Annotated in this window: 10 protein-coding genes; 3 read left to right on the forward strand and 7 right to left on the reverse strand. The window is 58.6% G+C overall.

Annotated elements, in window-relative coordinates:
• Together IK012_RS05175 and IK012_RS05180 are read left to right on the forward strand one after the other, a co-directional pair.
• On the forward strand, positions 1 to 96 hold a 96-nt coding region (locus IK012_RS05175), incomplete at its 5' end, for an IS3 family transposase (protein WP_290951517.1).
• Positions 97 to 269: 173 nt separating this feature from the next.
• A complete protein-coding gene (locus IK012_RS05180; protein ID WP_290951464.1) occupies positions 270 to 4,076 on the forward strand; it encodes a transglutaminase domain-containing protein in 3,807 nt (1,268 codons plus the stop codon).
• 140 nt (positions 4,077 to 4,216) lie between these two features.
• On the opposite strand, the gene ribD is transcribed toward IK012_RS05180, so the two are convergent.
• From ribD to IK012_RS05215, 7 genes are all read right to left on the reverse strand, one after another.
• Positions 4,217 to 5,590 carry a bifunctional diaminohydroxyphosphoribosylaminopyrimidine deaminase/5-amino-6-(5-phosphoribosylamino)uracil reductase RibD gene (gene ribD / locus IK012_RS05185; RefSeq protein WP_290951466.1) on the reverse strand — a complete coding sequence of 458 codons (1,374 nt, stop codon included), beginning with the start codon at positions 5,588 to 5,590 and terminating at the stop codon, positions 4,217 to 4,219.
• A 56-nt stretch (positions 5,591 to 5,646) separates the two neighbouring features.
• Positions 5,647 to 6,099: a rhodanese-like domain-containing protein gene (locus tag IK012_RS05190; protein ID WP_290951470.1), complete on the reverse strand. Its 453-nt coding sequence runs from the start codon at positions 6,097 to 6,099 to the stop codon at positions 5,647 to 5,649.
• Between the two features lie 33 nt (positions 6,100 to 6,132).
• A complete protein-coding gene (locus tag IK012_RS05195) occupies positions 6,133 to 7,422 on the reverse strand; it encodes a hypothetical protein (protein ID WP_290951472.1) in 1,290 nt (429 codons plus the stop codon).
• A 55-nt stretch (positions 7,423 to 7,477) separates the two neighbouring features.
• The gene (locus IK012_RS05200; RefSeq protein ID WP_290951474.1) at positions 7,478 to 8,230 is read right to left on the reverse strand and encodes a hypothetical protein; all 753 of its coding nucleotides are present in this window, start codon (positions 8,228 to 8,230) and stop codon (positions 7,478 to 7,480) included.
• Positions 8,214 to 9,626, reverse strand: a complete 1,413-nt coding sequence (locus IK012_RS05205) for a hypothetical protein (protein ID WP_290951477.1) — start codon at positions 9,624 to 9,626, stop codon at positions 8,214 to 8,216. The genes IK012_RS05200 and IK012_RS05205 overlap by 17 nt, the downstream gene beginning before the upstream one ends.
• A gap of 72 nt (positions 9,627 to 9,698) precedes the next feature.
• Positions 9,699 to 10,616: a M23 family metallopeptidase gene (locus tag IK012_RS05210; RefSeq protein WP_290951480.1), complete on the reverse strand. Its 918-nt coding sequence runs from the start codon at positions 10,614 to 10,616 to the stop codon at positions 9,699 to 9,701.
• A gap of 129 nt (positions 10,617 to 10,745) precedes the next feature.
• Positions 10,746 to 11,507 (reverse strand): Nif3-like dinuclear metal center hexameric protein, encoded by a 762-nt coding sequence (locus tag IK012_RS05215; protein WP_173379278.1) that lies wholly within the window; start codon positions 11,505 to 11,507, stop codon positions 10,746 to 10,748.
• 185 nt (positions 11,508 to 11,692) lie between these two features.
• Between IK012_RS05215 and IK012_RS05220 the strand changes: the two genes are divergently transcribed.
• Positions 11,693 to 14,404: a cellulase family glycosylhydrolase gene (locus IK012_RS05220; RefSeq protein WP_290951492.1), complete on the forward strand. Its 2,712-nt coding sequence runs from the start codon at positions 11,693 to 11,695 to the stop codon at positions 14,402 to 14,404.
• Positions 14,405 to 14,599: the final 195 nt, after the last annotated feature.

The following is a 14,599-nucleotide window of genomic DNA, read 5'->3' on the forward strand; positions in this document are numbered from 1 at the left end:
AAATATATTGAATACTACAACAATGACCGGATAAAACTGCGCCTAAACGGAATGAGTCCTGTACAATACCGGACTCATAACGCTGTTTTATCCTAACTTTAAACTGTCCAACTTTTTGGGGTCAGTTCAGGCGAGGGGGTGGAGAGCAACGGAGTGCGAACCAGGGGGAGGCCTCCCCCACTTTAATTTATTTTTACAGAACGTGGAACATTCCACTTGGGAGTAAACAAAACGGGGTTTCGGCAATTCGTTTTTGTATCTTTGTCTCCATGAAGAATTTCGTCTCAAAATATTTCAGCAATGTTCCCGCTCTGTGCGCTCCGATGTTCGCGCTGTTCTTTGTCGTGTCTTGTGCCGGCAACGGTGACCCGCTTGTCGATCCCTCGACCAAAGACGCCCCATCCGACGGATCGGCAGCTCAGAACTACTACGACTACAACGATTACGACAGCCCTTCCGCGACGGCCCCGGCAAGCAAGGCCGAACGCAGGCCCGACGGCACCATCGGAAACGACGGCTTCAGCTTCCAGTTCCCGGGCGGCGACTGGACCATGATCGGCGGCGAGGACGGCGCCCCCTACGAGTTCTACAACGCGAATACGGGCCGCAGGGCGGTGCTCCGCGAAGTGGCTCTCGACGACGGCGAACCGATGAACCTGATGGACCGCGCCCAGATGGAAATGCAGAGTCTGGAAGCGAGCGGCAAGAAGGCTAGCCTTAGCGAGCTCAATCCCGAAGAGGCGTTCGGCACCACCGGCGCATTCTTCGACATCGCGGGCAAGCGCTACGACACTCCCTATGAGGCGTGTGGCATCGTCACCGGCAACGGCAGAAGCGTCTACACGCTCACGCTCGCAGCGACCGACAACGTTCCCCAAAAGGGACAGCTCAAGGAAGAGTGGAAGGAATTCTTCAAGGGATTCTCCCTGAACGAAATCGCCGTGGAGCAGGGCCCGGAACTTTCGCCGGAACGCATCCAGAACCACGCCTCCGCAGCCCTCGGCTACACCTGGAGCACGAAGGACACCCTGTGGCACTTCTGGAACGGCATCGCTAAACAGAACAACGATCCGGACCTGGTGCTCACCAACAAGGACGAAGACGTCTCGCTCTTCGTGTACGGTGCGATCCTCCCGGCCGACGTGATCAGCCGCGACGACATGTTCAAGGTGCTCCTCACCCGCCTCGGGGTCGACCCGAACAACAAAACCATCGACGCAAGGCGCGTGAAGGCCGGCAACACCTACGCCCAGGAATTCACGCTCACGCACATGGTGGGCAACTTCGACTTCGCCTACAAGGGACGCTTCTTCTACGAGAACGGCCGCGGCATCCTCATCGCCGCCTGGACGCAGGGCGCGACCCAGAAGAAATACGCGAAGGTCATCGACAACGCGGTCGAAGGTCTCAAGACCGGAGCCGTTCCCGAAATCAAAAACGACAAGAAGCAGAACAAGTTCAACGCCGCCGTGATGAGCCAGGTGGGTATCCTGCGCCTGCTCGAAGACCAGCCGCTCGTGGCCCTCAGCTACTTCGAACGCGCGAACAAGATGGACCCGGACGAGCCGCTTTACCTCATCAACTGCGGGTTCGTGTACCAGATGAAGGAACTCTACGGCCCGGGCATCGCCTACTTCACGAGCCAGATGCCGCTCGTGCGCAAGAACGGGAAACTCCTCTCGATTCTCGGCGAAATGTACGAGGTGCTCTTTGACTACAGCCACGCCCGCGAATGCGCGGAAGCGGCTCTCCAGTTCACGCCGAACAACCCCGAATACGTCATCAACCTGAGCGACGCGCTCTGGGGACTCGGACAGCGCCACCAGTCGCTCGTCGTGGTGCAGCGACTCTTCGACACGCAGCCGAGCAGCCGCCTGGGCGTGTACCTCGCCAAGACCTACATGGGCCTCGACCAGTACGCCGAAGCCGTCGAAATCCTCTACGGCATCCGCGGAAGGTTCGGCATGAGCAAGGACCTGGGCGAAACCCTCATGGACGCGCTCGTGTTCCTGGGCCGCTACGAAGAAGCCCGCGCCATCAGCGAAGAGACGCTCCTGAAAGACAAGAACGATTACAAGCTGTGGACCATGCACGGCAAGATCCTCTTCTATTCGCACAACTACCGCGAGGCGGAAAAGGCCCTCACCAAGGCGCTCTCGCTCAAGCCCGACAACGAAGACGCGAAGAGCTACCTGAGCGCCACCAAGGCATTCCTCGGCAAAGCTGACAACCGCACTCTGCAGAAGCCCATCACGCCGGTAGAGGAACGCACGGCGAACCTCAAGAGCCTATTGCGCCCGAAGGCCAAGCAGGAGGCCGTCGACGGCGACTTCCCCGCCGTGATGCATTACAGGAAGGAAGCCCTCAAGGCCGAGAAGAACCAGCCCTGGATCAAGAGCGAAGAAATGCTTTTGGAAATCCTCGATACCCGAGGAGCGGCCATCTACCGCGAATTCACCTTCGACTTTTTGCCCGGCTACGACAGGATTTACCTGAACGCGCTCGAGGTCTACGACAGCAACTGGAACCTGAAGCAGAAGGCTAGCCTCAACGGAGCCTACATCACCTACGCGACCGAAATCGGCGGCAAGAACGAAAGCCAGATGGCGCACTTCCCGCTCTCGGAACTCGCGCCGGGCGACTTCGTTTACCTGCAGTTCAGCCGCACCAACCTCGAAGCGAAGGGCATGATCCCCTACACCGACTTCATGACCGGCAAGGACATCCCCGTCGGCGAGACCTCGTTCCGCGTATACGCCGACACGAACGCCTACACCACCGAGGAATACGGACCGCTGGAGCGCGAGAACATCAAGGGCGGCCGTGAATGGAAGATGGAATCGCCCGTCGTCATCCGCAAGGAGCTCTACATGCCCGTCTACCGCGACTTCGGCGCGGGCCTGATGCTCACCGGCAAACAGCAGTGGAAGGAAGTGGGCGAAGACTACGAGAACCTCATCAAGCACCAGTTCAAGCAGGCGGTAAGCGTGCGCGAGAAGGCGTTCGAGGTGAAGGGCAACAAGATTGGTAACGAAGCGGTGAAGGCAATCGTGAACTTCGTGCGTCACGACATCCGCTACCGCGACATACGCTTCGGCGGGCACAGCCTCATCCCGCAGACGGCGGAAGTGACCCTCAAGGAACGCCGCGGCGACTGCAAGGACATGGCGCTCCTCCTCAAGGAAATGCTCGCGACCATCGGCATCAAGAGCTACCTCACGGCCATCCACCTGACCGAAGAGGGTTTCTCGGGCCTCCCCACCATCCAGCAGTTCAACCACATGATCCTCTTTATCCCGAAGCAGGGCAAGGTGGACGAGATGTGGGTCGACGCAACCGACAAGACGGGCAACGACCGCCCCGTGCCGCTTGACATGGAAGGCAAGGTCGCCCTCATCATCGACGGCGAAAACAGCCGCGTGACCCAGACCCCCATCCTCGAAGACGACCAGGAACACAAGATCGCAGTTGACCACAAGCTGTTCATCGGAAACGACGGCACCTGCGAGTTCCGCGATTCCGTGGCACTTTCGGGCAAGTTCGCGAGCGCCATCCGCAACAAGTTCTACGGCCGTGAAGTCAAGGAACAGGAAAAGCTGATGGAAGACTTCATGGCGCAGGGCGTGCCCGACGTGAACATTTCGAAGGTCGAAATCAAGAACCTCGCCGATTTCAACAAGCCGCTCGTGCTCATCACCACATACGGTTCCAAGGGCTACTTCGGCAAGGGCGACGAGATGAAGGGACGTTTCCCGAACGTGTGGGAAAGGAGCCTGTTCAAGCTCCCGAAGGTGAACAAGCGCCACCACCCCATCCGCATGCCGCACGAAACGCAGTTCACCTTCAGCCTTACGGTGAAAGCCGCCGACGGGCGTGAAGTGGACGTTTCGGGCGCAAAGCCGCTCCCGCGCGATCCCGACTACGTGAGCTTCGAGAAGAACGTGAACGCGAATGCGCAGTCCTCCATCAAGTGGACGACATTCGCGCTGTACGCCGACGCGAGCGAATACGAGAAGATTCGCGAGGAATGGAACTACCTCCTGAGCGAAACGAGCCCGATGATTGTCGTGAAGTAAAGCTCCGGCAAGGCACTGTGATCCCCCCGTCCCCGTTCCGAGGATTATATCCACTAAGCAGCAAAGCTACAAGTGGCTATTAAGAACAAGCCCGGGGCAGGCTCTACAGGTCCGGGATGACAAAGCGGGTCGCGCGATGTTTATTGCGGGTAAAAAACAGTAAGTACGTCGGGGCCGAGCATCGCAGACTCGGCAGCGACAACATTCTGCGGGAGTTCCGGACACGGGATTCCCGATTTTTCTGTATCGCCGTCCAGGAAGGCTTCCGCATGCGCATCCGTAGAACGCCACAAGTCGAGGCGGTTCCAGAGGGGCCTGCCTTCGGGAGCGTCTTTGCCTTCAAAAAGAAGACGCGCGAGGGTCGCGCCCGGTTCCACCATCAGGCGGTGCATTCCCCGGCGGGAGAGTTCCGCAAGCATTTCGTCCCAGCAGTCGGAGAACGTTCCGGCAGAAAGCCGGATGGTTTCGACATGCGGGAGCGATGCGACGGCGGGCTGGTCCACAAGGGAAAACACGATGGCGTTCCGCGCCTCGCGACATGCGCCATCAGCAAGATTCGAAACAGCACTTTCCGCGCAGTTCGAGCCGGCGCCGTCCGCCAGATTGGCGCCCGCCTTAAAGAATTTCAGGCCGCGCACGTCCTTCTCTGAAAACACGCGGTGCCCCGCCCAGACGATTTTCACGGGGTTGTTCCCGCGGGCAAACCGCACATCGAGCGACGGATTATCGGCAAGGAGCGTTCCCGCCCCCACGAGCACGGCGTCGCTCATCGCGCGCAGTTCATGGTTCCAGCAGTTCGCGCCCTGTCCGGTAATGCGGAGCGGGGCGTGCGCGCCGTCCGGCAAGGCCACCCCCATGTATCCCGATTCCGTCACGGCGGACTTTATTTCAACGAAGGTGCGCTTGTTTCGCACAAAATAATCGTAGGCCTCGAAGTAGCGCTCCACTTCGGCAAAGACGCTCCGGCCCTCGATTTCGAATTCGGACCGCGGGCGCAAAATCCCGGCACCCGAACCGGGCGCGGCATTGCCGGCCGTTCGCCCCGAGGCATCGTAACCGAACACGCTGCAGCCGCTGCCGCAACCACCGTCTTCCGCATCTACGAAAGACGCCGCGATACAGGCCTCGACACCCTCGAAAACGCGGATACCCGCCTCCTCGAGAATCTTGCGGCTGTTGCCGCGCACCACGGGGTTCGGGTCCGCGTGCGCGAAATAAACTTCCTTGATGCCGGCATCGATGATGGCCTTGGTGCAGGGGGGCGTGCGGCCATAATGGCAGCAGGGTTCCAGAGTCACGTAGATGGCCGCGCCGCGGGCAAGCTCGCCCGCGTCACGCAGCGCCATGACTTCGGCATGGGCGCTCCCGGGGCGCTGCGTACGCCCCTTCCCCACCACGATTCCGTCTTTTACGACAACGGCACCGACCGCAGGATTCGGCCGGCTCGTCCCAATGGAGAAAAACGCCTGCTCTAGCGCAAGCCGCATGTAGTTCGTGATTTCTTCAACCGGCATAAAATATCGCACGCCTCATACGCGCAAAAACGGTATATTCCGCACGCAATAAGCGATTAGTTCTTCGGGAAGGCCATGAAGCCGCCGACCACGTTGAACACGCGCTCGTAGCCGTTCTGGACAAGGATGTTCGAAACAGCCATGCTGCGCTTTCCGCTACGGCAGAAGATAAGCAGGTCCTTGTCCTTCGGGAATTCGGCGAGGCGCTGTTCGGCTTCCTGGAGCGGGATATTGATGGATCCCGGGGCGGTGCCTTCGGCAACTTCGCCCGGAGTGCGCACGTCAATCAGAACGGCACCGGCCTTCTGCATCTCGAGAGCCTTCGCCCAGTCGACATTGGTAATCTGCGCCTTCGGGGCTTCCGGAGCCGGAACTGCCTGCTGTGCGGCGGGCTGTGCTGCGGCGGGCTTCGCGCTCTCCACGGGAGCGGCCTTCTTTTCGGCATTCGCTTCGTTGCAAGCAGCAAACAGGAATGCGGCGCAAATCATCATACCAATAGTCTTCTTCATATCTTTTCCTTTTTTTATTTTATGAAAGTTTTGTTAATTCTCGGAATCCGCGTTCGGGAAGTCGTCCTTGTCCAGGAGCATGTACACGCCGAGCGCAGTATGGGTAATATTGTCCTTCGAGCGGATAGGAACCGCGTTGAGCATCAGGAGGCGCTCCGCCTTGATAAAGTTGCCCTTCCAGGCGGCGCTCCTGCCGGTATCGAACACTTCCGAAAGTATCTTGGACATATAGGGCAAGATCTTGCTGCTCACGACGGAATCGAGGCTCTTGCCGTAAATTTCCTTCGGGTTCAAAATCTGGAAATCCGCGGCGAAGGACTGGTTGCATCCCTGGATATTGAAATCCCTGTCCACCCAGAAGATGCGCACGTCCGGGAACGAGAGCGCAGCCGAAAGGATGGCGTCCTTGTCGTCGCCGAACACGAGATTGTCGAGCACCATGTCCATGCGGCGGGCGGACCCCTGCAGCACGAGGCGGTTGTCCTCGTCGGTCACCAGACGCCCGCGGAAGCAGTACCACACGAGCGTCTTGTCCGTACCGTAAAGGCGGACCTTGATGGTCTCGAACGGATCGCCCCTGGACCCGAAGGTGTGGTAATCCTTCACTCGCGCATTCAAGATGGTATTCAGGAGTTCGAGATCGGATTCCGGCATCATCTTGCGGATTTCCACATAGCCCGTCGACTGCGGGACCACCCTGTGTTCCTCGTCCATGAGCGGCGTGAGCAACTTGAACCTGCGGTCCTCGACCTCGAAGTTCCACAAGAAATCGCCCGTGTTCTGCAACAGGTTGTCCAGGCGCGTCTGGATCCTTTCGCGTTCCTTGCGGTTCTCGTTTTCCTTTGAAATATTCTTGATGAAGCAGACGTAACGGAATTCCTGCACCGAGACATATTCGAGCACGGTCTTCATCTCGTACCACTGCGTGCGGCCCTTGTCCCCGTTCGCGGAAGCGTCTTCCAGGTCGTGCGAAAACACGAAGGACATGTTCTGGTGCTTCTCGACCTCGTCGAAATAGAGCTTCATCCTGGCCCAGTCCTTCGAACTCAGCAGGTCCTGGAACGTGCTTCCCGAACTCAGCCAGCGGAACAAGGGGTCGGACATGTACATCGGGAGCCCGTAAAGGAACTCGAGCTTCCTCGAGAAGACGATGATGAATTCGTTCACGCTCCCGCTGAAATTTTCGTAAAGTTGCTGCTTCTTGATTCCCTCGCGCAGGAGGAATATCAGGATAAAGAACGCCACTAGCAAAATGACGCACAGGAATGCAAGTACGATGACCCAGTCAATTCCCAAGTCTGCAACAGGAAGCGATTTGTCCATACCCCCAAAATAAACAAAAAAAAGCGAAAGAGACAGCGGGAAAAGCGCATGCGGGTCACTTTTTCAGCATTTTCGAAACCCAGACCCCGTTCCAGTCCGGCATCAGGCCCGAAGACCCGTGTTTCACGCCTATCCCGAAGCCGGCAAATTCCACGGACACCCCCAGCGAAAACCCGAATCCGGGAAACGCGTACGAAGTGGAGATACTCCCCCATGCAAAGCGGAGAAGCGTACCGACGGTCACGGTCTCCCAGTCCGTCTGCGCGAAGGCGGAAAAAATCGCGGAAGGTTTCCAGTGGACGGCCGCCCGGGGAAGTTCCGGCGCCTCGTCCGCAAACCCGAGCCAAATAGCAGACAAAGTAAATTCCGAGACCAGGGCGGAGACCCCCGCCTTGAACCGGTAGCGAACCCAGGCGGCATCGCCCGGCAGCCAACCGGCATAGCCACCCGCGCCGAGGCCCGCAACAAGGTACCTGAAGGAGGCGGAAAGTTCCAGCATGGCGCCGGACTCGCGGTACAGGGAGTCGAGCGAATAGTAGCCGTAGAGGAACGCGCCCCTGAAGCGACGCATTTTCCATTCCCCCGCCGCGGAGAGCGCCCTTTCCCCCATGTCGCCCGAACGCATATAGCCGGAGACGCCCACCGAGGTGGCGGGAAGCCTCGCCGGAGTGGAATTCCAGCCGGGAAGCCCTTCCGGAGCCCCCCAGACTCCCGACCCGAACGGGACGGGCGAATCGTAACAGGCGCCCTGCGACCAGAGCGCGACGACCAGGAACAGGCCGAGCGAAAAATTACGGACGCAGAACAATTCCCACCACCTTTTCGAAATCGCCGAGCCTCGCCGCGACGTAGTTCACCCCCCTGCTCCCGCGATCTTTCACGGGAACGTCGTGCCATGCGGAGGAATTCGCCGGCGCCACGGTCTTCCACACGTCCCGGCCGGCGGAATCGAGCAGGCGCAGCACCACATCGTCGCTCGCATCCACGCGGACCCGCAGGGGCGGCCCCTTCGCCCGGACCACGCGCGAAGAAAACACCAGCGTGAAGGGATCCTCGGCCTTCGCGCCTGACTTCGGGACGAAGCCCGGGGTATTTTCCGGCGCCCCCGAAAGCGGACTGAACCCCTCGGGGCACGTCGCGCTCGACTTGTCCCAAGAGACGCTGTCAACAACCTGCATGTCGAAGCAGAGGGAAAGCGAACCGCCCGAATTGTTGAGGTAGCCCATCGCGACCTGCACGATGCGCACGTCGCCGAACCCGAGATGCGCGCGCAATTCCGCGGAATCCTTCGTCACGAGGACCGCCTGCAGGGGCGACAGGGAATCCATCGTCTGGCCCCAGACGCCTCCCCTGCCGCAAAAACGCAGGCGCGAAAGCGGGAGCACCGAGCGCGAGGCGTTGTAGACCTCCACCCACTCGGGCACGGGCTCCTGCGGGCAGTGGTGCACCTCCGATATCACGAGGGGCGAACGCCCTTCCGCGAGCAGGAGCGTGTCCACGACATTGTTCAACGGGAAATCGTCTTCGGGCAGGCCGAGGTATAGCCGGAGGCTCCCGCGGGCCGGGAACTCCAGGCGGAAGTTTCCCGCGACCTCACGCGATTCCTCGCGCCACACGCCGGTCGACATGTCCTGCGACCTCACCCGCAGGTCGGCGCGCTTGCAGCCCGCGAGCCACCCCTCCACATGGAATACGCGCCCGACCGCCGTATCCGCCCCCTCCAGGCGCGCGCTCACCGAAACAAGCCCGCAATCCCGTATGCCGCTCTCGTAATCCGCATTCGCATATCCCGGAGTCGCGGTCGCAAGCACCCAGTCGTCAGTCTCCCCGCGCCTCTGGAAGGCCTTCCCCGCCTTCGGGGCCGGCAGCAGCGCCGAATCCGCGCAGGTCCCCGCCCGCAATTTCCAGGCGCATTCACGAGAATTCGGGAGCGAAACCGCGGTCACCGCGCAGGCCACACCGCCCCCCGAGGGGCAGTACGCGCTGTCGTGGACCAGGACCAAGCGTTCCCCCTCCGGGTACGGAACGGCAAACGCCGCCTTCCCGTCCACAAAGAACTCAAGCGAATCCGCGGCAAAAGCCGAATCCAGCCGGATTTCGACGAACTCCCCCTCCTTGTCGGGCACGTCCACCGGGTCCGGAAAGAACTCGACAAAATAAGGGCACGCGGAAACGGAGACCGCAAGCCAAGGCAATAATTTCATGAAATCCCCCGAAGGGGCTTATCCCGCACGCCGTCCCGGAGGAACGCCGCCTAACTGGAGCGTAGCGGAATATCAGTCGACCGAGTAGTCGCCCGGAAGTATATAGGCAACGGGATTCACGGGACGGTCGCCGACCCAGACCTCGTAGTGGAGGTGCGTTCCGGTAGACATACCAGTGGAACCCATGTAACCGATTATCTGGTAACGGCGGACCAACTGGCCCTGCTTTACAAGAAGCATCTGCATGTGCCCGTAACGGGTCTTCAGGTTGTTGCCGTGGTTGATGGCCACGTAATTACCGAAGGAGGGGCTGAACTTCGCCTGTTCGATGACGCCGTCAGCGGAGGCGAAAATCGGGGTCCAGCGCTCGTTGGAAATATCGATACCCTGGTGCATGCGGGCAACGCCGGTCACGGGGTGGATACGCAGGCCAAACGGAGAACCGAAGCGGCCGCTGGTCGGAGCGATGGAAGGAATGTAGCGCCAGCGGGACTGCTGCTGCCCGACGTATTCGGAAAGCGAAGCAAACGAAGCGCTGTTCATTTCAAGTTTGTTCTGGATGCGACCCGCATTTTCGCGCAGAAGCGTCATGCGCTCATAAACCGGGGACGTTCCGCGCATCAGCAGGGAATCCGGGCCAATCGGACCACCGGTACCCAGTTCGCGCGCCTCCTCGTCGGGAAGGGTCAGGGCGAACTTCGAGTGCACGCGCTGTTCATCCTTGAAGAAAACCGTCGAAGTTCCGTCCAGGTAATCAAGCGTTCCCTCGATCTGGGCCATCTGCTTGTCGAGATCCACTCGGGCCTTGAGAACATGACCGAGCACGCCGTCGTACACGAAGGTAGCCGCGAACTGCACCACCAGGAGCAGGAGCCCCACGATCACGAAAGCACGAATCACCTTGTGGCCGCGGAACAGGAATTCCGGCAGACTGAGGGTCACCGACTTAGAGGAGTTCTGGTAGTGTATGTTTGCCTTAATGAACTTCACGGGGGTGAAAATAGTAAAACCTTTCCGAAACAAACAACCCCGAAAAAGGTAAAACCTTGTTTTCAAGGGGAAAAAGCCACTTTTTTACAAAATGTAAGAAATTTATAAGAAACAAACACGATTCCCATATCAAACGGGGTTGTCGATATCCACAAAAGACGCGGGAATGCCGAGCTCGGCCTCGATTTTACGGGCCAGGGCCCTCACGCCGAAAATCTCGGTACGGTGGTGCCCGCAGGCGAGAAGGTTGAACCCGAGCTCCTCCACGGCGATGGGGACGTTCTCCTTGATTTCGCCGGTCACGAAGGTATCGCACCCGAGGGACTTGGCCTCCCCGACCGCGCTCGCGGCCGAACCGCTGCAGATGGCAACCTTGCGCACGGTCTCGCTGCCGTACATGAGCGCATGCTGCACCCCATGCTCGAACACGCCGCAGGCAAGTTCCACGAAACCTTCCCGAGAAACGGGCTCTTCGAATTCACCGACATAGCCCACGGTACGCTCGCCCTCGCGTATGAACCCCTCGAGGTTCTTGAGCCCGAAAGCCTTCGCGATAAGCACGTTGTTCCCGACTTCGGGGTGCCCGTCCAGAGGCAGGTGGTACCCGTAGAGCGAAATCCCGTTCTGCATCAGGCGGCGCATGCGTTCGCCGAATTTTCCGACAAGCACGCGGTTCTCGCCCTGCCAGAACCCGTTCGGGTGGTGCACGATGATGCAGTCGGCCTTGTTTTCGATGGCGGCATCGATCAGGCGGTCACGGAAGGACACTCCCGTCACAACGCGGGTCACCTTGTCGGAGGCCTCGACGCAAAGTCCATCCACGCAGTAATCCTTGAAGGCGTGCGGTTCGAGCAGGCCATCCAACCAGGCAGAAAAATCGCTAATATTCATGAAAAATCCCTTTGCAATTCAATATAACAAAAAGCGCGACATAAGGCCCCATCCAAAGTAAAATTCAACTTTACATTGCCGTAACAAAAGGGCCGGATTGATTGTATTTATAATATTACGTGTTTTTTTAGCGGAGGAATCTATTTTTAAGGCGGGATGGTGTAAACCATAAAAGAGGATGTAAAATGAAAAAGGTATTAGCAATTTTGGGCTTGGCCGCAGTATCGGCCATGGCCATTAGCGCAAACCGTATCGGCCCCGTGAGCACGTACGGTGAACTCAAGGCAAACGGCGGAAAACTTTCCGGAACTTGCCCCCAATACGCAAATTCTGCGGTCCAGGTCAAGGGCATGAGCCTTTTCTGGAGTTCCGCAGCGGATAGCGCTACGGCTTTCTATACGGAAAAAGCCGTGAACCTCATGGTCAAGGACATGAAAATCGAAGTCATCCGCTTCGCCATGGGCGTCAAGAATGAAAATTTCGACAAGGGCCGCGGCTACCTTACCGGTGGTGAAGACCTCCAGAAGGCATACCTCAAGAACGTCGTTAACGCAGCCATTGAAAACGACATCTACGTGATTATCGACTGGCATATCGAAAGCGGCGACGGCTACACGAGCGATGCAGTCAAGTTCTTCGAATACGCAGCCCAGCAATACGGCTCCTACAACAACGTAATTTTCGAAGTGTGGAACGAACCGAAGGACGGCGCAAGCATGGGTACGGTCGCCTCCCACGCCAATTCCGTAATCAACGCCATCCGCAAGTACTCCGATAACCTCGTGCTTATCGGCAGCCCGGAATGGTCCAGCCACCCCGAAGAGTGCGCTTCCGCATCCATCAGCGACAGCAAGAAGAACTACGCCTGTACGCTCCATTTCTACGCTGATTCCCACTCTGCCAACGGCGATTACGCCAACCGCGCAAACCAAGCCCTTGGAAAAAACGTTCCCGTATTCGCTTCTGAATGGGGAACCGTCAACGCCAACGGTAACGGCGGTGCCAACCAGAGCGCCAGCCAGGCTTGGATCAACTGGATGAACGACAATAAAGTCTCTTGGGCTAACTGGTCCGCTTCCGGCGTGAACGAAGGTTCTGCCGCGTTCAACAAGATCAACCTTGACAACGGTCTTTCTTATTCCAATTCCGGAAACATGGTCAAGGGCTGGATGAACAAAAACATGACTTATTCCGACTGCGGCCTCGAAAACGGCAATTCCTCTTCGCAGAGCGGCTTCTCTACCGGTATCGCCAACGGCACCAAGACCGACATGATTGACGACATGGAAGACAACGACCGCTATGCCTACACGGGCGGTTTCTGGTCTGCATGGACCGACGCCAACGAAAACGGCGACAATGGCGTTGGCCAGTCCACCATCTCCAACGGCACCTGGGAAAACGATTTCGGCAAGACGGTCTATGACGTCCTCTTGCCCAAGGAAGGCAGCAAGAACACCTCCAACTACATGGTCGGCCTCAAGAAAATCAAGCTCGCCAAAGGAACGTATCAATACGCTCCGTATGTAGACCTCGGCCTGAACCTCACGAAGGACACCGCCGAATTCGACATGAGCGCCTGCAAATCCATCAGCTACAAGTTCAAGGGCGCCAGCCACAACTTCCGTCTCGAAACGTCTCTCGTGACCAACTGGAACTTCCACCACGTCAACAAGGACGCCTCCGATGAATGGAAGGAAGTCGAACTCACCTGGGACCAGTTCAACCAGGAAGACTGGGGCGACAACGACAAGCACTTCAACTTGAAGGACAAGGGCCTCAGCAAGGTCAAGCGCCTCGCCTGGGAAGTCAAGGGCGTGCAGAACGTTCCGGACAACCAGAACCAGCCTTCGCTCGACTACCTCTTCGTGGATGACGTGCGCTGCGACGGTCTGTCCATTACCGCAATCTCCGGCAAGACAAGTACTCCTACATCCTCTTCGTCCGCGCCAAAATCCAGCTCCAGCGTCACTCCCCCGAGCTCCAGTTCTTCCGTGGTCGTTCCTCCGGCATCCTCTTCTTCTGTCGTGATTACCGACCTCCTCGTCATTGACGATGTCGAAGACGGCAACGAAGTCCTCAACACGACCGGTACGTGGTATGCCTACACCGACAACGAATCTTTGGGCAAATCCTCCATTACCAACGTCTACGACCCCAATCTTCCGGGCTACGTGGTAGTGTTCCCGGGCTCTGCCGACCCGACCAACGGCACGCAAGGCTTTGTCGGACTTACGGGAATCCACTGGGATGAAGGCGACTACGCATACGATCCGTTCGTCGCTCTCGGCCTCAACACCAATGCAGACACCTCTATAGGTATCGACCTGAGCAACTGCCCGGTCCTCAGCTACCGCTACAAGGGCGCCGCCCACACCATCAAGCTCCAGGATGGTCAGGTTACCGACTTCGCCTTCCATAACCGCATGTTGCTGGACGCAGGCGATTGGACTTTGGTTTCCTTCAAGCAGGAAGAATTCAAGCAGCCGGGCTGGACCCAAACCAAGGTCAACCTGAACTGGGCGAACATCAAGAAGATTTCCTGGGAAGTCATCGGCGCCAAGGGATACACAGACACCTTCCAGCCGGAATTCGACTACCTCTACATCGACGACCTCAAGTGCGTCGACCAGGCTATCGGCATCAAGTCCATCGCCCGTACGGCTACTGGCCTCAGGCTCGCCGCGAAGGGTCACGACCTGAACATCATGACGTCCAAGTCCGGCCTCGTGAAGGTACAGGTGTTCGACATGACCGGCCACACGGTCAAGAGCGTCTCCGAGAACATGCAGGCTGGCGCCCACACGGTCTCTCTCGAGAACCTGACCGCCGGCAGCTACATCGTCCGCGTGCAGGCAGGCAACGCCAAGAAGTCCGCCCGCATCACGCTCAAGTAATACAGGCATAAAACGGCGGTTCAACCGAGCCGCTTCAAAAGCCCCATGGATTCATTCCACGGGGCTTTTTGATACCGCCCGTTCATCATTTAGGGTATAAGAACCTCCGGCAATTCACTCTCCCCGCAAGGGGGACCATGCCCACGTAAGCGCTAAAGCGCTAAGTGGTCAAAGTGCTCTCGCGACCGCCACGGC

Source organism: Fibrobacter sp. (assembly GCF_017551775.1).
Lineage (GTDB): Bacteria > Fibrobacterota > Fibrobacteria > Fibrobacterales > Fibrobacteraceae > Fibrobacter.